The 16770-nt window shown below is 74.3% G+C and carries 16 protein-coding genes; 7 read left to right on the top strand and 9 right to left on the bottom strand.

Annotated features, from left to right (window positions below; all coding sequences use genetic code 11):
• Nucleotides 1-10 precede the first annotated feature (10 nt).
• Nucleotides 11-1561: an AMP-binding protein gene (locus ABQ292_RS18255; RefSeq protein WP_369209008.1), complete on the top strand. Its 1551-nt coding sequence runs from the start codon at nucleotides 11-13 to the stop codon at nucleotides 1559-1561.
• Nucleotides 1562-1615: 54 nt separating this feature from the next.
• On the opposite strand, the gene ABQ292_RS18250 is transcribed toward ABQ292_RS18255, so the two are convergent.
• From ABQ292_RS18250 to ABQ292_RS18240, 3 genes are all read right to left on the bottom strand, one after another.
• Nucleotides 1616-1825: a dodecin gene (locus ABQ292_RS18250; RefSeq protein ID WP_369209006.1), complete on the bottom strand. Its 210-nt coding sequence runs from the start codon at nucleotides 1823-1825 to the stop codon at nucleotides 1616-1618.
• 84 nt (nucleotides 1826-1909) lie between these two features.
• Nucleotides 1910-2590, bottom strand: coding sequence for a TetR/AcrR family transcriptional regulator (locus ABQ292_RS18245; RefSeq protein ID WP_369209004.1), 681 nt, complete (start codon nucleotides 2588-2590; stop codon nucleotides 1910-1912).
• On the bottom strand, nucleotides 2587-4131 hold the full coding sequence (locus ABQ292_RS18240; RefSeq protein ID WP_369209002.1) for an MFS transporter: 1545 nt from the start codon (nucleotides 4129-4131) through the stop codon (nucleotides 2587-2589). The genes ABQ292_RS18245 and ABQ292_RS18240 overlap by 4 nt, the downstream gene beginning before the upstream one ends.
• 404 nt (nucleotides 4132-4535) lie before the next feature.
• Here ABQ292_RS18240 and ABQ292_RS18235 point away from each other — a divergent pair, with 404 nt between their 5' ends.
• Nucleotides 4536-5930, top strand: a complete 1395-nt coding sequence (locus ABQ292_RS18235) for an aspartate aminotransferase family protein (RefSeq protein WP_369209000.1) — start codon at nucleotides 4536-4538, stop codon at nucleotides 5928-5930.
• Nucleotides 5931-6024: 94 nt separating this feature from the next.
• Nucleotides 6025-7155, top strand: coding sequence for an alanine dehydrogenase (ald, locus tag ABQ292_RS18230; protein ID WP_369208998.1), 1131 nt, complete (start codon nucleotides 6025-6027; stop codon nucleotides 7153-7155).
• Between the two features lie 335 nt (nucleotides 7156-7490).
• On the opposite strand, the gene ABQ292_RS18225 is transcribed toward ald, so the two are convergent.
• The 6 genes from ABQ292_RS18225 to ABQ292_RS18200 are packed head-to-tail and all read right to left on the bottom strand — an operon-like array spanning nucleotide 7491 to nucleotide 12169.
• Nucleotides 7491-8252 (bottom strand): DUF4389 domain-containing protein, encoded by a 762-nt coding sequence (locus ABQ292_RS18225; RefSeq protein ID WP_369208996.1) that lies wholly within the window; start codon nucleotides 8250-8252, stop codon nucleotides 7491-7493.
• The gene (locus tag ABQ292_RS18220) at nucleotides 8249-9331 is read right to left on the bottom strand and encodes an NAD(P)-dependent alcohol dehydrogenase (RefSeq protein ID WP_369208994.1); all 1083 of its coding nucleotides are present in this window, start codon (nucleotides 9329-9331) and stop codon (nucleotides 8249-8251) included. The genes ABQ292_RS18225 and ABQ292_RS18220 overlap by 4 nt, the downstream gene beginning before the upstream one ends.
• 34 nt (nucleotides 9332-9365) lie before the next feature.
• On the bottom strand, nucleotides 9366-9824 hold the full coding sequence (locus ABQ292_RS18215) for a hypothetical protein (RefSeq protein WP_369208992.1): 459 nt from the start codon (nucleotides 9822-9824) through the stop codon (nucleotides 9366-9368).
• A complete protein-coding gene (locus tag ABQ292_RS18210) occupies nucleotides 9817-10761 on the bottom strand; it encodes an NAD-dependent epimerase/dehydratase family protein (protein ID WP_369208990.1) in 945 nt (314 codons plus the stop codon). The genes ABQ292_RS18215 and ABQ292_RS18210 overlap by 8 nt, the downstream gene beginning before the upstream one ends.
• On the bottom strand, nucleotides 10758-11354 hold the full coding sequence (locus ABQ292_RS18205; RefSeq protein WP_369208988.1) for a hypothetical protein: 597 nt from the start codon (nucleotides 11352-11354) through the stop codon (nucleotides 10758-10760). Before ABQ292_RS18205 ends, ABQ292_RS18210 begins: the two co-directional genes overlap by 4 nt.
• 5 nt (nucleotides 11355-11359) lie before the next feature.
• Nucleotides 11360-12169: a DUF4386 domain-containing protein gene (locus ABQ292_RS18200; protein ID WP_369208986.1), complete on the bottom strand. Its 810-nt coding sequence runs from the start codon at nucleotides 12167-12169 to the stop codon at nucleotides 11360-11362.
• 92 nt (nucleotides 12170-12261) lie between these two features.
• On the opposite strand from ABQ292_RS18200, the gene ABQ292_RS18195 reads away from it, so the two are divergent.
• From ABQ292_RS18195 to ABQ292_RS18180, 4 genes are all read left to right on the top strand, one after another.
• Nucleotides 12262-13065: a TetR/AcrR family transcriptional regulator gene (locus ABQ292_RS18195; protein WP_369208984.1), complete on the top strand. Its 804-nt coding sequence runs from the start codon at nucleotides 12262-12264 to the stop codon at nucleotides 13063-13065.
• A 649-nt stretch (nucleotides 13066-13714) separates the two neighbouring features.
• On the top strand, nucleotides 13715-13885 hold the full coding sequence (locus ABQ292_RS18190) for a hypothetical protein (protein ID WP_369208982.1): 171 nt from the start codon (nucleotides 13715-13717) through the stop codon (nucleotides 13883-13885).
• Between the two features lie 251 nt (nucleotides 13886-14136).
• Nucleotides 14137-14796 (top strand): GntR family transcriptional regulator, encoded by a 660-nt coding sequence (locus tag ABQ292_RS18185; protein ID WP_369208980.1) that lies wholly within the window; start codon nucleotides 14137-14139, stop codon nucleotides 14794-14796.
• 489 nt (nucleotides 14797-15285) lie between these two features.
• A complete protein-coding gene (locus ABQ292_RS18180) occupies nucleotides 15286-16707 on the top strand; it encodes an MFS transporter (RefSeq protein ID WP_369208978.1) in 1422 nt (473 codons plus the stop codon).
• Nucleotides 16708-16770: the final 63 nt, after the last annotated feature.

Genomic DNA, 16770 nt, shown 5'->3' with positions numbered 1-16770 from the left:
GGGAGCGCCGGTGTTCCCGGGGACCCACGCGCGGACCACGCCGGAGAAGGCGGCGATCGTCGTCGCCGAGCCCGGCGACGTCGTCACCTACGCCCGGCTCGACGAGCGCTCCACCCGCCTGGCCAGGGTGTTCCGGGAGGCCGGTCTGCGGCCGGGAGACCACGTCGCCTTCCTGTCGGACAACCGGCCCGAGGTCTTCGAGGTCTACTGGGCGGCGCTGCGTTCGGGCCTCTACGTCACCGGCGTCAACCACCACCTCATGCCGGACGAGGCCGCCTACGTCGTCGAGGACTGCGGCGCGCGGGTGCTCGTCGCCGCACCGTCGGTCGCCGGGCTGGCCGTCGCGGTGGCCGGGCGCGTCCCCGGGCTGGAGCTCCGGCTCGCCCTCGGCGGTGACGGTGACGGCATCGAGGGGTACGGGTGCTACGAGGACGCGCTCGGCGCCGTGTCCGCCGAGCCGCTGGGCGACCAGCCGTGCGGCGCGGACATGCTCTACTCCTCGGGCACCACCGGCCGGCCCAAGGGTGTTCAGCCGGCCCTGCCCCAGCGGCAGGTGGACGAGCCCGGCGACACGGTCGCCGGCGTCTTCGGCCCCCTGTACGGCTTCGGCCCGGACACCGTCTACTACTCGCCCGCGCCGGTGTACCACGCGGCGCCGCTGCGCTTCGGCGGCATGGTGCACCGGTACGGCGGCACGCTCGTCCTCGCCCACCGGTTCGACGCCGAGGCCGCGCTCGCGGCGATCCAGCGGTACCGGGTCACGCACGGCCAGTTCGTGCCGACGATGTTCGTCCGGATGCTCAAGCTGCCACCCGAGGTGCGGAACTCCTACGACGTCTCCTCGCTGCGGGTCGCGGTGCATGCCGCGGCGCCGTGTCCCGTCGAGGTCAAGCGGCAGATGATGGACTGGTGGGGGCCCGTCCTGCACGAGTACTACTCGTCCACCGAGGCCAACGGCGTCACCCTCATCGGCCCCGAGCAGTGGCTGCAACGCCCCGGCTCGGTCGGGAAGGCCGGCCTCGGGGTCATCCACGTCTGCGACGACGAGGGACGCGAGCTGCCGGCCGGAGAGGTCGGGACCATCTGGTTCGAGCGCGACGAGATGCCCTTCGCCTACCACGGGGACCCCGCGAGGACGGCGCAGGCGCAGCACCCCGCGCACCCGACCTGGTCGACCGTCGGGGACATCGGCCGCGTCGACGACGAGGGCTTCCTGTTCCTCACCGACCGCAAGGCGTTCACGGTCATCTCCGGCGGGACGAACGTCTACCCGCAGGAGGTCGAGGACGTCCTGACCCTGCACCCCGCCGTCTACGACGTCGCCGTCATCGGCGTGCCCGACCCCGACATGGGGGAGGTGGTCAAGGCCGTGGTGCAGCTGCCCGAGGGCGTCGAGGGCGGCCCCGCGCTGGAGCGGGAGCTGATCGACTTCGTCCGCTCCCGCATCGCCCACTACAAGGCGCCGCGCAGCGTCGACTTCGTCGCCGAGCTGCCGCGCACGCCCACCGGCAAGCTCCGGAAGCACGAGCTCAAGGCCCGCTACACCGCCGTGGCCGGCTGACGAGGCGCCGGGACCGCGCCCGGGGCGCCGGTGGTGCGCTCGACCGGGCGCCGGTCAGTCCTCGACCCGGAAACCGATCTTCAACGTCACCTGCACGTGGGCGACCTGGCCCTCGCTCACGTGCCCGCGGACCTCCTGCACCTCGAACCACTCGATGTTGCGGACCGTCCTCGAGGCCCGGGTGATGGCGGTGCGGATGGCGTCGTCCACGCCCGTCGTGCTGCTCCCGACGACTTCGCTCAACCGGTAGACGTGGTCGTTCATGGCGGGCTCCTCTGCTCGTGGTGCAGCCTGTGGCGCTCGTCACCCTAGGGCCGGGCACCACCCCGCCCGTCCCGAGGGCTCGGATCACCTGCCGGGGTGATCGGCGCGGACCGGTGCGGCGCCGGGCGGGGGCGGCGAGGCGGCGTCCCCCGCGGAGCCGGTGACCAGCCGGCCGGCGAGGACCCGCGCGGCGTCCGTGGCGCACCGGCGGAAGAGCGCGTCGTCCCCGGTGCACAGCCAGTTCACCGATGCCCCGAAGAGCAGGCCGAGCACCGACTCCGCCAGCACGTCGACGTCCCCGGCCCACGTGCCACCGGACACCTCGGCCACCCGGTGCAGCAGGTCGAGGGCGTCGCGGCGGTACTGCTCGGTCGACTCCCGGGCAGCGGCCCGCAGGTCGTCGTCCCGGCCGCCCATCATGGTCAGCTCCTGCAGCACCATCTCGGCACCCGGGTCGGCGATGACGCTGTCGGCGTACCCGACCAGGGCGCGGGTGAGGACCTCGGTGGGGGTGCCCCCGGCCTCCACCGCCCGCATGAGCAGCGCGGTGGCCCGGTCGCGGTCGGCCTGGAAGACCGCACGCACGAGCTCGGCCTTGGCGCCGAACGCGTAGTGCACGGCGCCGAGCGGGACGCCGGCCTCCCGCGCGACCGCCCGCGTGGTGAGCGCCCAGGCCCCCTCCCGCTGCATCACCTGCATGGCGGCCGCCACGAGCTGGGCCCGGCGCTGCTCGACGGGCAGGTGCGCCCGCTTGGCACTCGTCACCGTGTCACCGTCTCCCGCGTCCCGGCCGGGCGCTCGACGGACGCGGACGGTCCGGTGGGCCCCGCGTCGCCGCGGAGGAGGACGACGGCCTGCACCGCCACGTACGCGGCGACGAGGGCGGCGACGACGAGGACGACGTCCATGCCCGCGACGAAGGCCTGCCCGGCCTCGGCCAGGAAGGACGCCGCCGTCTCCGGTGGCAGCTGGGCGGCGACCTCCGCCGCGCCGCCCAGGGTCTCGCGGGCGGCGTCGACGGCGTCCCCGGGCACCCCCTCGACCGCGCCGAGGTGGGCGGCGTAGACCGACAGCCCGACCGTGCCCAGCACCGCCGTCCCCATGGCGCCGCCGAACTCGTAGGCCGTCTCGGAGACCGAGGCCGCCGCACCCGCCCGCTCCGGCGGCGCCGTGGCGAGGATGACGTCGTTCGTCAGGGCCTCGGCCGCGCCGACCCCCGCGCCGATGAGCCCGCTGGCCACGACCAGCACGCCACGGCCGCCGTCCACCCCGAGCAGGGTGGCGACCCCCAGCCCGGCCGCGGTCAGCGCCATGCCGCCGCCGATGACCCAGCGCAGGTGCAGGTGGCGGGCCAGCCAGGGCGCGGACAGCGACCCGCCGACGGTGGACACCGCGAGGGGCAGCATCCACAGCCCGGCGACCAGGGGGCTCATGCCGAGCACGAGCAGCAGGTACTGCGGGAGGAAGAACATCAGTCCCAGCAGGGCGAAGACCGCGAGCAGGTTCGTCACCACCGCGACGGAGAAGGCGCGGTGCCGGAACAGGCGCAGGTCGAGCAGCGGCTCGGCCAGGCGGCGCTGCCGGCGCACGAAGACCCACAGCAGCCCCAGCCCGGCGGCGAGGGTCGTCACCGTCGGCGTGCTCGGGCCGTCCTCCGCGGCCGTCTTGAGCGCGTACACCACCGGCAGGACGCCGGCGATCGACAGGGCGGCGGAGAGCAGGTCGAGCGGTCCGGGCCGCGGGCGCGACTCGGGCAGCAGCGTGACGGCGCCCACGACCAGCAGGACCATGACCGGGGTGTTCACCAGGAACACCGAGCCCCACCAGAAGTGCTCGAGGAGGACGCCGCCGACGATCGGACCGATCGCGGCGCCGCCGGAGAAGGCGGCCGCCCACACGGCGATGGCCAGACGTCGCTCGTGGGTGTCGGTGAAGACCGAGCGCAGCAGCGCCAGGGTCGAGGGCATCAGCGTCGCCCCGCCGAGTCCGAGCAGCGCCCGGGCCGCGATCAGCATCCCCGGCGTCGTCGCGAAGGCCGCGACGACCGAGGCGATCCCGAAGGCCACGGCGCCGGTCACGAGCAGCCGGCGCCGCCCGATCCGGTCCCCGAGGTTGCCCATGAGCACCAGCAGGCCGGCGAGCAGGAAGGAGTAGATGTCGACGACCCACAGCAGCTCGGTCGACGTCGGACCGAGGTCGGCGGTCAGGGCGGGGACGGCGAAGCCGAGCACCGTCATGTCGATGCTGATGAGCAGGACGGGCAGCGCCAGGACCGCCAGGGCGGCCCAGCGACGGAGCGGACTCACGAGATCCTCGGGACGGGGAGCGCAGGGGAGGGGACAGCGCGAGTCCGTCACCGTTCAGGTCGATCGACCAAATCCCGCCGTCGACGCAGCACCCAGCCGCGAGCGGCTCGTCGAGGGGGCTCCGCGCGCGTCGGGATCCGGACCGGACGGCGCTCCGGCGCGGCCGGCGACCGGTGTGCCCCGCCGTCCTCCGGGCACCCCGAGCGAGGCCCGGCAGCCGTGGAGGATGGAGGCGGGACAGTCCGTGTCGTGACAGCGCAGCGGCCCGCCCCCAGGATCGAGTCATGTCGACGGCCGTCGTCGTGGGAGCCTCGGCCGGTACGTCGCACCACCGGGTGAGCGGTGCCTGAGCCGAGGGTCCGGGCAGCCGCGGCACCACAGGACCGAGAGCACGAGGAGCCAGCATGACCACCTCGATCGAGCAACCCCCGGCCGGTGTGCCGGACGAGACGGCGGCCCGCGCCGCGGACCACCTCTGGATGCACTTCGCCCGCCAGGGACGCCACCCGGAGACGCCGATCCCGGTCGTCACCCGCGGGGAGGGGGCCTACATCTGGGACAACCGGGGCCGCAAGATCCTCGACGGGCTGTCCGGGCTGTTCGTCGTCCAGGTCGGTCACGGGCGGCGCGAGCTGGCCGAGGCGGCCGCGAGGCAGGCCGCCGAGCTGGCGTACTTCCCGGTGTGGGGCTACACGACCCCGGTGCAGGCCGAGCTGGCCGAGCGGGTCGCCGACCTCGCGCCCGGTGACCTCGACCGCGTCTTCTTCACCTCGGGCGGGGGAGAGGCCGTGGAGTCGGCGTGGAAGGCCGCCAAGCAGTACTTCAAGCTGATCGGCAAGCCGCAGAAGCACAAGGTGATCAGCCGCGCGGTGGCCTACCACGGCACCCCGCACGGGGCGCTGGCCATCACCGGGCTGCCCGCCATGAAGAAGGACTTCGAGCCGCTGGCCCCCGGCGGCTTCCGGGTCCCCAACACCAACCTCTACCGCCACCCCGAGTTCGCCGAGGACCCGAAGGCCTTCGGCCGCTGGGCCGCCGACCGGATCGAGGAGGCCATCCTCTTCGAGGGCGCCGACACGGTCGCCGCCGTCTTCCTGGAGCCGGTGCAGAACTCCGGCGGCTGCCTGACGCCACCGCCGGGCTACTTCGACCGGGTCCGCGAGATCTGCGACCAGCACGACGTGCTGCTGGTGTCCGACGAGGTCATCTGCGGGTTCGGCCGGCACGGCGCGACGTTCGCCTGCGAGAAGTTCGGCTACACCCCCGACCTCATCACCTGCGCCAAGGGGATGAGCTCCGGCTACGGCCCGATCGGCGCGATGATCGCCTCGGAGAAGGTCGTCGAGCCCTTCCTGCGCCCCGGCGTGGCGTTCCCGCACGGCTACACGTTCGGCGGCCACCCCGTGGCGGCGGCGGTGTCGCTGGCCAACCTCGACCTCATGGAGCGCGAGGGGCTCAACCAGCGCGTGCTCGACAACGAGGCGGCGCTGGGGGCCACCCTCGGCAAGCTGCTGGACCTGCCGATCGTCGGCGACGTCCGCGGCGACGGCTACTTCTGGGCCGTCGAGCTGGTCAAGGACAAGGCCACCCGGCAGACCTTCGACGCCGCCGAGCGGGACCGGCTGGTCCGCGGGTTCCTGCCCGGCGCGCTGTTCGACAACGGCCTGTACTGCCGCCCCGACGACCGCGGCGACGTCGTGGTCCAGGTCGCCCCGCCGCTCATCTGCGGCCAGCCGGAGTTCGACGAGATCGAGCAGGTCCTGCGGCACACGCTGACCGAGGCCCAGACCCTCGTCTGATGCGGGCCGCCCACCCCACCGGGCCGCGACCCCCGCGGCCCACGACATGCGCTCCGGTGCGACCGCACCGGGCACCGACCGGAGGGAGCACGCCGTGAGCACGCTCGTCGTCGGAGTACCGAGCGAGATCAAGGACAACGAGAAGCGGGTGGCCCTCACCCCGGACGGCGTCGTCGAGCTGGTGCACGACGGTCACCAGGTCGTCGTGCAGTCCGGCGCCGGCGTCGGGTCCCGGTTCGCCGACGAGGAGTACGCCGCCGTCGGCGCGACGGTGGTGCCGACCGCCGACGAGGTGTTCGACGCAGCCGACCTCATCGTGAAGGTCAAGGAGCCGGTGCCCGCGGAGTACGACCGGTTCCGCCCGGGCCAGCAGCTGTTCACCTACCTGCACCTCGCCGCCGACCGTGGCCTGACGGAGTTCCTGCTCGAGCGGCGGATCGACTCCATCGCGTACGAGACCGTGCAGACCGCCGACCGCAAGCTCCCGCTGCTGACGCCCATGAGCGAGGTCGCCGGCCGGATGGCCGTGCAGGCCGCCGCGCACCACCTGGAGAGCCCGGCCGGGGGAGCGGGGATCCTGCTCGGCGGCGTGCCCGGCACCCCCGCGGCGAAGGTGCTCATCATCGGCGGCGGCGTGTCCGGCACCGAGGCGGCCAAGATCGCGCTGGGGATGCGGGCCATCGTCCGGGTCCTCGACACCAACCCGAGCCGGCTGGCCTACCTGTCCGACATCTTCGGTGGGCGGCTGGACCTCGTGACGCCCAACCGGGCCCGGACGGCCGACTACGTCGCGGAGGCCGACGTCGTGATCGGCGCGGTCCTCGTGCCCGGCGCCAAGGCGCCCACGCTGGTGAGCCGGGACATGGTCGCCGCGATGCGCCCGGGCAGCGTGGTCGTCGACATCGCCATCGACCAGGGCGGCTGCTTCGAGACGAGCCGGCCGACCACCCACTCCGACCCCACCTACGTCGAGGAGGGCGTCATCCACTACTGCGTGGCCAACATCCCCGGGGCGGTGGCCCGCACCTCGACGCTGGCCCTGACCTCGGCCACGCTGCCCTACCTCGTCCGGGTCGCGCGGCACGGCGTGACCGGCGCGGCCCGGACCGATCCCGCCCTGCGCCTCGGCCTGAGCACGCTCGACGGACACCTGGTCAACCAGCCGGTCGCCGAGGCGCACGAGCTGCCCTCCACCGACCCCGCGGAGCTGCTCGCGGCGCGCTGAGGTCGCCTGGGGGCGCCCCGTGACCCCGACACCCTCACCGTGTACCGGACCGCGATCGTGGACAGCGGTGGACACCGTGACGGTCCTGGTGGTCGGGGCGACGGGTGTGCTGGGCACCGCGGTGGGCCGGGCGCCCACCGGCCGCGGTCACCAGGTCGTCACCATCGCGTGCACCGCCGGGGCCTCACCCGGACCGAGCAGGTCGACCTGCGCCGCGGCCACGGGCCACCCCCGCCACGACCGGGACCTGACCGGGCCGCACGCGCTGGTCGAGCGACCGCGCCGGTCCGCCCTGGCCGCCCCGGGGCCTGCGTCGTCCCCGGGGCGGCGAGGGGTCACCGGGCGGCAGCCGGGGTCGGCGGGGGCGCGGTCGGCACCCCGGAGGGCGACGGCGGAACCGGGCCGGCGGGCACCGAGCCGGGATCGGTGCCACCGGTGTCGAGCCGGAACGGCGGGTAGCGGTCGGTCATCAGCGCGGTGTAGGCCGCCACCCGGAGCGCCCACCGGTCCATGCCCATCACGAAGTCGTAGAGCGGCTTGGGGTAGCGGCCGGTGAACAGCAGCACGAGCGCGGCGATCAGGACGAGCAGGCCGACGAGTGAGACGCCGGCGTTCGCGGCGTCGTCCCAGGCGCCGTCCGTGCCGCCGTAGCGCGTGCCCAGCCACAGCCCGCCGCCGACGAACAGGGCCACCACGAGGTAGTGCGGGATGGCCAGCAGCCACTTGACGAAGATCAAACCCCGCGACAGCCGCTCGGGATAGGTCACGTCCAGGTGCGCCGGGTGGTCCGGCACCTCGGCGAGGGTGAAGGGCGGGTAGCGGTCGGTGCCCAGGGCCCAGTAGCCGTAGTGGTGCACCCGCCAGGACCAGCGCAGGACGCCGACGTTGAAGTCGAAGAGCGACCGTGGATAGCGCCCGGTGAACAGGATCGCGAAGAACGCGATGACGCCGACGGCGAGGAACGCCACCCACAGGAAGAACAGCACGACGACGTGCGGGATCAGCAGCACCCACTTGACCAGCCACAACCAGCGGGACAGCGACGGGTCGAGCGCGGCGTCGACGCGGACGGGATAGGGGGTGCGGGGATCGGTCATGGCGTGCTCCCTGTGGCTGGTGTCTGCGTCCGGCCGGGGGAGACGGAGACGACGAGCTTGCCTCGGGCCCTCCCGTCCAGCATGTGGCGGATGGCCGCGGCGACCTCGCTGAGGGGGTAGGTGCGGTCGATCGCAGGGGTGAGCTGGCCGGCCTCGACGAGCTCGGTCAGGGCGATCAGGTCGGCTGCCTTCTCCGACGCGACGAACGTGCCCATCTGCTGGCCGACGAACGGCGACAGCAGGGTGGCCCGGATCCCGCGGTCGCTGCCGCCGAGCAGGCGTCCGTCGGTCTCCCCGCCGACGAGCACCAGTCGTCCCCTGTCGGTGAGGGCGCGGCGCAGACGTGCCAGCCGGGCGTTGCCACCGGTGTCGATGACGACGTCGTAGCGGGTCCTGCCGTCGGCGAAGTCCTCATGGGTGTGGTCGACGACGTGGTCGGCGCCCAGGGCGCGGACCAGGTCCACCTTGGCGGTGGTGCACACGCCGGTGACCTCGGCCCCCGCCGCCTTCGCCAGCTGCACCGCGAAGCTGCCCACGCCGCCCGAGGCGCCGATGACCAGCACTCGCTCACCGGCCCGGACGCGTCCGTGGTCGCGCACGGCCTGCAGCGCGGTGCTGCCGGAGACCGGGACGGATGCCGCCTGGTCGAAGGAGAGGTGGGCCGGCTTCCGGGCCAGCTTGGCCGGCCGGGCGGCCGCGTACTCGGCGAAGGTGCTGGTGGACATCCCGTACACCGCGTCGCCCGGGGCGAGGCCGGTCACTCCGGTGCCGACGGCCTCGACCGTCCCGGCGAGGTTCCGGCCGGGGTTGGCGTACTTGGGGCGGCGGAGGCCGAAGCCGGCGAGCCGGATGGGATAGGGCACGCCGGCCATGACGTGCCAGGTGCCCCGGTCCACGCTGGCCGCGTGGACCCGCACCAGGACCTCGTCGTCGGTGATGGTGGGCCGGTCGACCCGTGCGACGCGGAGGAGACCCTCGGGCGCCGGGCCGTAGCGGTCCTGCACGACCGCCGTCATGGTCGCCGGGCCTCCGGCCGCGGCGGGCGGACCTCTCAGGTCGTTGGGCTGCGTGGTCGCCATCGGGACCCTCTTCTCTCGTCGTCGAACGGCTCGGTCAGGAGGTGGGGCGCTGGAGTGTGACGTCGCTCTGGCGGTGCCGGCCGTGGTGCCGGATGTGCAGCGTGGGGCTGTCCGCGAGGCCGCGGATGGCGCGGTTCGCCGCGTCGTCGTCGGCGACGTGGACCCACAGGGCTGCCCGGCCGTCGCGGGCGTGGCCGTAGTAGAGCTCGATCGTCTCCTCGTCGTCGGTGAGGGCGGCGACGACGCGGCGGGGCAGGCTCTGCTGCGCGGTGCAGCGCGCGCGGTCGGCGAGGATCTGCTCGCCGGTGAAGATGCGCAGCTCCCGGTCGGCGAACCCGGCGGTGCGCAGCGCCGCCGCGGCCCGGTCGGCCTCGTCCGCGCCGGGGAGGACGGCGACCAGGAACCCCGTCGGGTCGAAGACGAGCGGGCGGTCGGCGGGATCGGGGTCCTGGTCGGTCGTGCCCACCGGCCAGACGACGTCGGTGTCAGCCATCGCGGTACTCCCGCAGCGTGTCGGCGAGGGCCTGCTCGACCGGCGTGGCCGCGGCGCCGAGCTTGTCGGTGATCTTGCTGCTGTCGACGACGAACGGTTCCTCGAACTGGTACTGCATCTCGACCAGCTCGCGCATCGTCCGGTCGACCAGCCCGAGGGCCCGCAGCAGCACCGGTGGCAGGCGCCGGAGCCGGCCGCGGGGCCGGCCGGCCTGCCGGTAGACGTCATCGACCAGTTCCCGGGTGGTGCGGGTGTCGGGGTCGTTGGGCAGGTGCCACACCTGTCCCGGCGCGTCGGGGTGCTCGCCCAGGGTGGCGAGGCCCTCGCCGATGTCGGGCACGTAGATGTAGGTGTGCGGCTGGTCGGGGTCGCCGAGCACGGTCGCCGTCCGGCCGGCGATGGCCGCGGGGAAGACGCGGTCGCCCAGGTTGGACTGGGCGCCGCCTCGGGGGCCGAAGTAGTCCGACGCGCGGCCGATGGCGACCTCGACCCGGCCGGCGTCGTGGGCGGCGAGCAGCTCGCGGGCCATCCGGGCGCGCAACCGCCCCTTCCTGGTGTGCGCGTCGTGGGCGAGGTCCTCGGTGAGCACGCGACCGGCGGGGCGCCCGTACGCGTAGACGTTCTCCATGCTGACCAGCCGGGCCCCGGTGGCCTCGGCGGCGGCCAGCACCGCGGCCTGCAGCAGCGGGAACTGGGCTGTCCACTCCGCGTACGGCGGGTTCAGCGTCTGGTAGACGACCGCGGCGCCGCGGGCGACCTCGGTGGTGAAGGCGGGGTCCCGGGCGTCCCCGCCGACCACCTCGACCTCGTCGGGGACCCGGGCGGAGCCTGAGCGGTTGACCAGCCGGGCGGTCTGGCCGCGGCGGCGCAGCGCGTCGAGGACGGCCAGGCCGACCGCGCCGGTGCCGAAGACGACGTGCCGCGGGGTGGTGGTCATGTGCGTGCCGCGACCGGTGCCGGCGCCGGCGGGGAGCCGGCTGCGCGGCGTTCGGGCAGGAGCTGCAGCAGGAGCAGCCCGGACAGTGCGGAGAAGCTGATCGCCCCGTAGGCGCCGAAGACGGTGAACTGCTCGTCGACGGTGATCCCACCCAGGGTGGTCGTGGTCCAGCCCAGCGCCCACAGCGCCGGCAGCGCAGCGGCCCACGTCCAGCGCAGCCGCGTGCCGCGGGGCAGGGCCAGGGCCTGCGCGGGCCCGAGGACGAGGCCGGTGAGCGCGCCCATGAGGGCCAGGTCGGGCAGCGAGGTCCGGTAGCCCACCACGGCGGCGCCGAGGAGGAGGCCCAGTCCCATCCCGATGCCGGTGGCCGGCACCCATCTGCGGATGTCGAGTCGTCCTCGGCCGGCCAGGGTCTGTCCCAGGCCGATGCCGAGGCCGGCGACGGCGCCGCCGACCAGGGCGGCTCCGGGCGAGTCGACGCGGCCGACGACGGCGGTGCCGGCCAGGCCGGCCAGCGGGAAGGCCAGGAAGCCGGCGGTCCAGATGAGCCAGGCGCGCAGGAAGGGTGTCCGGGAGGGCGCTGGTCCGGTCACGGGGATCAGCTCCTGACGCCGGAAGGAGCCGGCGATCGCGGGGAGGGAACGGTCGGCGAACTGGTCGCCCGGTCCTCGTCCCGAGCGGCGCCTGCAGAGCCCACGGGCTGCCGCAGCAGGAGCACCACGCCCAGGGCGGCGACCCAGAGACCCCAGGTCGTACTGCCGAGGAAGCCGCCGAGGTCCCACACGGGGAAGCCGGGGACGGCGGTGGCGAGGACGTCGCCCTGGTTGGTCAGGTACAGCGCGCCCGCGACGAGCCCGGCGACGCCCAGCCACCGGGGCAGGACCCGGCTGCGCAGGATGGTCACGCTGACCGCGAGGGACCAGGCGACGGCGAGCAGCTGGCCCAGGTGCTCGCCGAGCAGCGCCCCCCCGAACTGGTGCTGCGCGGTCCAGGCCGCCTCGACGGCCGCGCGGGTGACGGCGTCCCCGCCGACGTAGGAGTCGGCCAGCGGCGGGACGACGAAGACCCAGCGGAGGAACCCGATCAGCGAGAGCAGCACCGAGACGGCGCCCACGTGGGTGGCCACCCGCAGCACCGGGTCGCTCCGCCGTCCGAGGGCCGCGGGGAGCAGCAGGATCGGGACGAGCAGGACCGCGTAGGTCCAGGCGGTGGCCAACCAGGTCCACACCAGGGTCGTGCCGCCGGCGACGAAGGCCGGTAGGACGACGTCGGCGGGCTCCCGGAGCACGTCCGGCCACCCGAACGTCGAGGACAGCACCGTCGCCGCGCCGGCGAACGCCAGAGCGCCCGCCACGAAGAGCCCTCCGGTGGTGCGGCGGAGGCCGTCGGCCGCGTGGACGCCTGTCATCGGGACTCCCCTGAACGGTGTACAGAATCTGTACGCTGTGCAGAGACGGTCCTACCGTGTGACCGTCGCCGTCAAGGGGGTAGGTGGCGCGGATGTCCACGGAAGCCGGACGTCGCCGGCCCGGTCCGCGCCGAGCCCTCACCGAGGACGAGATCCTGGACGCGGCGCTGAGCCTGCTGGACGACGGCGGGGCCGACGCGGCGTCCGTCCGGGGCATCGCCGCGCGGGTCGGCGTCGCCCCGAACGCGGTCTACACCTACTTCCCGGACAAGGCCGCCGTCGTCAAAGCACTCGTGGAGCGGCTGCTCGGCGAGGTCGACCACGACGTCTTCGCCGACCGCAGCCGCCCCTGGCGCGAGCGGGTGGAGGCCCTCGCGCTCGACCTGCGGGCCCACCTGTCGGCCCACCCCGGCGCGGTCGGCCTCATGATCGGCGGGCCCATGGACGGACCGCACGCGCTCACGCTGAACGAGCGGCTCCTGGAGTTGCTCGCCGACGCCGGGCTCGACCGGACCGGGGCCGCGCGGGCCGCCTACCTGCTGATCGTCTACGTCTTCGGCTCCATCGCCCTGGAGGTCGCCGCCCAGCACGCACCGGGACCCCTGCCACCGGAGTCCGACCGGATCGACGCGCGGACCCGCGCCTTCGCCGCGACGCCGGCCGACCGGTTCCCGCGGAGCGCGGCGGCGGCAGCGACCATGGCCGGCTACGTCTCGACCGAGCAGTACGTGTGGGGCCTGCGACGCATCCTCGACGGGATCACCGCAGGGGTGACGGACGTGCCGGGCGACCCCGACGACGGACGCGGGGTCCTCAGGGCAGCGGGTCCGGTCCCGGAGGCGCGCACGAGCAGGAGCGGCCGCACCGTCGACGTCCTGGACGACGCGGCGGGCTGAGTGCCCGTGCTCCTCCGGGGACCGGGTCCGGTCCCCGTCCGCGCCGTCGTCCCGGGACCGCGCGGAACCACCGCGCGGTCCGGCACCCTGCGGTTCGCGCCACATCGGGTAGACCGTCGGTCCGCCCGCGGGGAGGGCCAGCGGCTCCCCCGGCTCGAACCCGTGGCGCAGGTACGGCGCGCGGTTGCGGGGACTCGTGGCCTCCAGGTACGCGGGGAGGCGGTGCCGGTCGCAGAGCTCCAGCACCGGGCGCATCATCGCGGTCCCGATCCCGGTGCCCTGCCGCTGCGACCACCGCGGCCATGCGCGCGCGGTCCCCGGGAGTGGCTGGCCGGACGTCCGGCGCGGGTGCGGTCACGCGGCGAGACTGCTCGTCCGGAGGCCGTCGTGGGTGGTCGGGCGACGCCACTCCTCGTCAGCGGTGGTGCCTCGCGGACCCCTCGGGTGCCACGGGACGACGTCGTCGACTCCGCCGGACCCCTGAGGCGGACCTCTACCACCCGGCCCGGGTCCGTCTCGACGAGGCCCGTGGCCGGACGCCGGGGCGTCGAGTGCCCGGCGGTGAGCCGTGGCGGGCCAGGATGAGCCGTGCCGACGGGTGTCGCACGCAGGAGCGGTTCCCGGCACCGACCTCCCGAGGGGCGAGACCATGACCCAGAACCCACCGCAGCGCGCCGACGCCCTGGCCGGAGAGCAGGTCCCGACGAACCGGACCTCCGACGCCGGCGCCGAGCGGGACGCGGACGAGCGTGCCGACATCCGGGAGGACCGGCGCACGACGCAGGACCTCGACGACGGGGAGCTGGGTGGCGAGGGCTGAGCGACGAGCCCCGCGGTCGCCATCAGGCGGGGCCTCGGTGCGGCCCTCGGAGTCCACGGGCGGTCCGGTCGGCACCCGTGGCACGGGATCGCGAGGCCGTGGCCCGTCCGCACCGCGGCCGGCGGCCGGCGGCCGGCGGCCGGTCGAGCGTGCTGGGCGGTGGGTGCCCCGGACTGGGGAGTGACTGTCGACAGTCGGCACATCCGTACCGGCCCCACGGCTAGGATGACGGCCGACGAGGAGGCTGGTGCGTGAGCGTGGAGTCACTGTCGACCCTGGACCGCAGCACGCTGCGGGAGCGCTCGCTCGAGGCGCTCCGCTCGGCGATCCTCAGCGGCCGGTACCGGCCGGGGGACCACCTCGGTGAGGTGGAGCTGGCGGGCTCGCTGGGGGTGAGCCGCGGCACCGTGCGCGAGGCCCTGCGGCACCTGCAGCAGGAGGGCCTGGTCACCGCCGGCACCCGGGGCATGCTGCGGGTCAACAGCCTGACCTCCGCCGAGGTGCACGAGCTGTTCCGGGTCCGCGCGGCCCTGGAGGGCCTGGCCGTGCGCGAGGTCATCGCCTCGCCCCGGCGGGAGGCCGCCGCGGACGCCCTGCGGGCCGCCGTGGAGCGGCTCTCCGACGAGGACGAGCCCGCCGCGCGGATGGAGGCCGACCTGGCCTTCCACCTGCTGCTCTGCCGGCTGTCGGGCAACTCGATGCTGGTCGAGGCCTGGCAGCGGCTCGAGGGCCGGATGCGCGTGGCCATCCTGAACGGCGCGAGCTGGCAGGTCCCGATGATGGCCCGCGACCGGCACGTCCCGATCGTCGACGCCATCGAGCGCGGGGACGTCGACGCGGCCGTGCAGGTCGTCGACGAGCACATGACGGCCGCCGCGCAGCACTTCGCCGAGGCCACCGCCTCCGCCTGATCAAGGACCCTCCTGCCCCCCACCGCTCGCACGCTCGCGGCGGGCCCCTGCAGGAGGGCCGCCCGTCCTCCCCACCCCTCGCGCGCTCGGGGCGGTGCCCTGGACGGGGCCGTCCTGCCCCCCACCGCTCGCACGCTCGCGGCGGGCCCCTGCAGGAGTCGCCCGTCCCGAGGCTCGGCCCTCGCCTGGCGTCGGCCCCCTCCCGGGCGCCGCCCGAGCTCGTGAGGGGCGGGGAGGAGGTCCTTCGACGAAGGGCTCCGGGGCGGGGGTTCTTCGTCGAGCGGTGAGGAGGCCGGGGTCGCTCCAGGGCCGGGATGGCCGCCGACGGTGGCCCTGGTCGTGCTGCCTCCGCTCCGACCTGCACGGATGCAGGTACCAGGAAGTGACCCTTGACACCGTGACCCGCACCACCCACTCTAGTCGGCAGTTGACTGTTAACAGTCGACGTCCAACGGGGATCCGTTGCACATCCGGCCATTGGAGGTCACCGTGACCGAGCGGCATCCACCCGTCCGCGACCCGCACCTCGAGGAGGTCGCCGCCTGGCACCCGATCGAGGGCACCCCGACCAAGAAGAAGGTCGCCATCGGGTGCTCCGTCGGGGCGACGATCGAGACCTACGACTTCATCGGTTTCGGCATCGCGGCGGCGCTGTACTTCAACACCGCCTTCTTCCCCGCCAACGACCCGTTGTCGGGCACGCTGCTGTCCTTCGCCACGCTGGGCATCGGGTTCGCGGTGCGCCCGCTCGGCGGGATCATCGGCGGCTACCTCGGCGACCGGATCGGCCGCAAGCCGGTCCTCGTCGGCTCCCTGCTGCTCATGGGCATCGCGACGGTGCTCATCGGCTGCCTGCCCACCTACCAGCAGGTCGGCGTCTGGGCCGGGGTCCTGCTGGTGGTCGTGCGGGTCGTGCAGGGGCTCGCGTTCGGCGCGGAGTGGGGCGGCGCCATCCTCATGTGCTTCGAACACGCCCCCTGGCGGAAGAAGGGCCTGTACACCGGCATCACCCAGGCCGGCTTCCCGGTGGGGCTGCTGCTGGCCAACCTGGCGTTCCTGATCAGCGTCCCGCTGGGCGGCTCGTGGGCGTGGCGGGTGCCGTTCCTGCTCAGCGCCATCCTGATCGTGGTGGGCATCGTGATCCGGCTCAAGGTCGAGGAGTCGCCCGAGTTCGAGGAGCTCAAGGAGGAGGGCGAGCTCTCGAAGAACCCGCTCCTCGAGGTGCTGCGCGACGACTGGCGCGTCATCCTGCGCGCCTTCTGCCTGCGGATCACCGAGACGGCCGGCTACGCGGTGTCGGTCACGTTCATGCTGTCCTACGTCGCCGCCGAGGAGCTGGCCGATCGGTCGGTCACCCTCACCGCGACGATGATCGCCGCCGGGATCGGCATCTTCGCCACCACGTACTGGGGCGCGCTCACCGACCGCGTCGGGCGGCGCCCGGTGTACCTGCTGGGCACCGCGCTGCACCTGCTGTGGGGCATCCCGCTGTTCCTCGTGGTCAACACCGGCGCTGCGGTCGCGATCGTCATCGCGTTCGTCGTCAGCTACGCGGTCCTGCAGAACTCGCTGGCCGGGGTGCAGGGCGCCTGGTTCTCGGAGCTGTTCGCGACCAAGACCCGCACCACCGGCGCCTCGCTGGCCTACCAGATGTCGGCCGTCGTGTCCGGGTTCACCCCGCTCATCACCACCGCGCTCTACGCCGGCTACGGCTGGATCGGCCCGGCGCTGCTGTTCAGCGGCTACGGCCTGCTGGGCCTGCTCGCCGCGCTGATGACCCGCGAGACCTGGGGTCCGGCCGAGCGCGAGGAGGTGGCCGCCCTGGAGCGCAGCCTCCAGGCACCGTCCGCCGTCCCCACCCCCCGTTCCTCGTCCGAGCGCCGGCCGACGGCCGACTCGGCGACCGACTGACCCGCACCAGGAGGAGCACGTCATGACCTCGCTGAGCACACCGCAGGCGACACGACCGACCGA

The sequence above is a fragment of the Geodermatophilus maliterrae genome (genome assembly GCF_041018925.1).
GTDB classification, from domain to species: Bacteria; Actinomycetota; Actinomycetes; order Mycobacteriales; family Geodermatophilaceae; genus Geodermatophilus; species Geodermatophilus maliterrae.
The sequence above is the reverse complement of the archived record's forward strand: the minus strand, read 5'-3'. Positions and strand labels throughout refer to the sequence as shown.

Bases quoted from the DNA above. Each gene is read 5' to 3' on its own strand.
- ABQ292_RS18235 (WP_369209000.1), top strand. From the start codon at position 4,536: ATGACCACCTCGATCGAGCAACCCCCGGCCGGTGTGCCGGACGAGACG.
- ABQ292_RS18210 (WP_369208990.1), bottom strand. From the start codon at position 10,761: ATGACCACCACCCCGCGGCACGTCGTCTTCGGCACCGGCGCGGTCGGC.
- ABQ292_RS18215 (WP_369208992.1), bottom strand. From the start codon at position 9,824: ATGGCTGACACCGACGTCGTCTGGCCGGTGGGCACGACCGACCAGGAC.
- ABQ292_RS18225 (WP_369208996.1), bottom strand. From the start codon at position 8,252: ATGACCGATCCCCGCACCCCCTATCCCGTCCGCGTCGACGCCGCGCTC.
- ABQ292_RS18250 (WP_369209006.1), bottom strand. From the start codon at position 1,825: ATGAACGACCACGTCTACCGGTTGAGCGAAGTCGTCGGGAGCAGCACG.
- ABQ292_RS18220 (WP_369208994.1), bottom strand. From the start codon at position 9,331: ATGGCGACCACGCAGCCCAACGACCTGAGAGGTCCGCCCGCCGCGGCC.
- ABQ292_RS18200 (WP_369208986.1), bottom strand. From the start codon at position 12,169: ATGACAGGCGTCCACGCGGCCGACGGCCTCCGCCGCACCACCGGAGGG.
- ABQ292_RS18195 (WP_369208984.1), top strand. From the start codon at position 12,262: ATGTCCACGGAAGCCGGACGTCGCCGGCCCGGTCCGCGCCGAGCCCTC.
- ABQ292_RS18190 (WP_369208982.1), top strand. From the start codon at position 13,715: ATGACCCAGAACCCACCGCAGCGCGCCGACGCCCTGGCCGGAGAGCAG.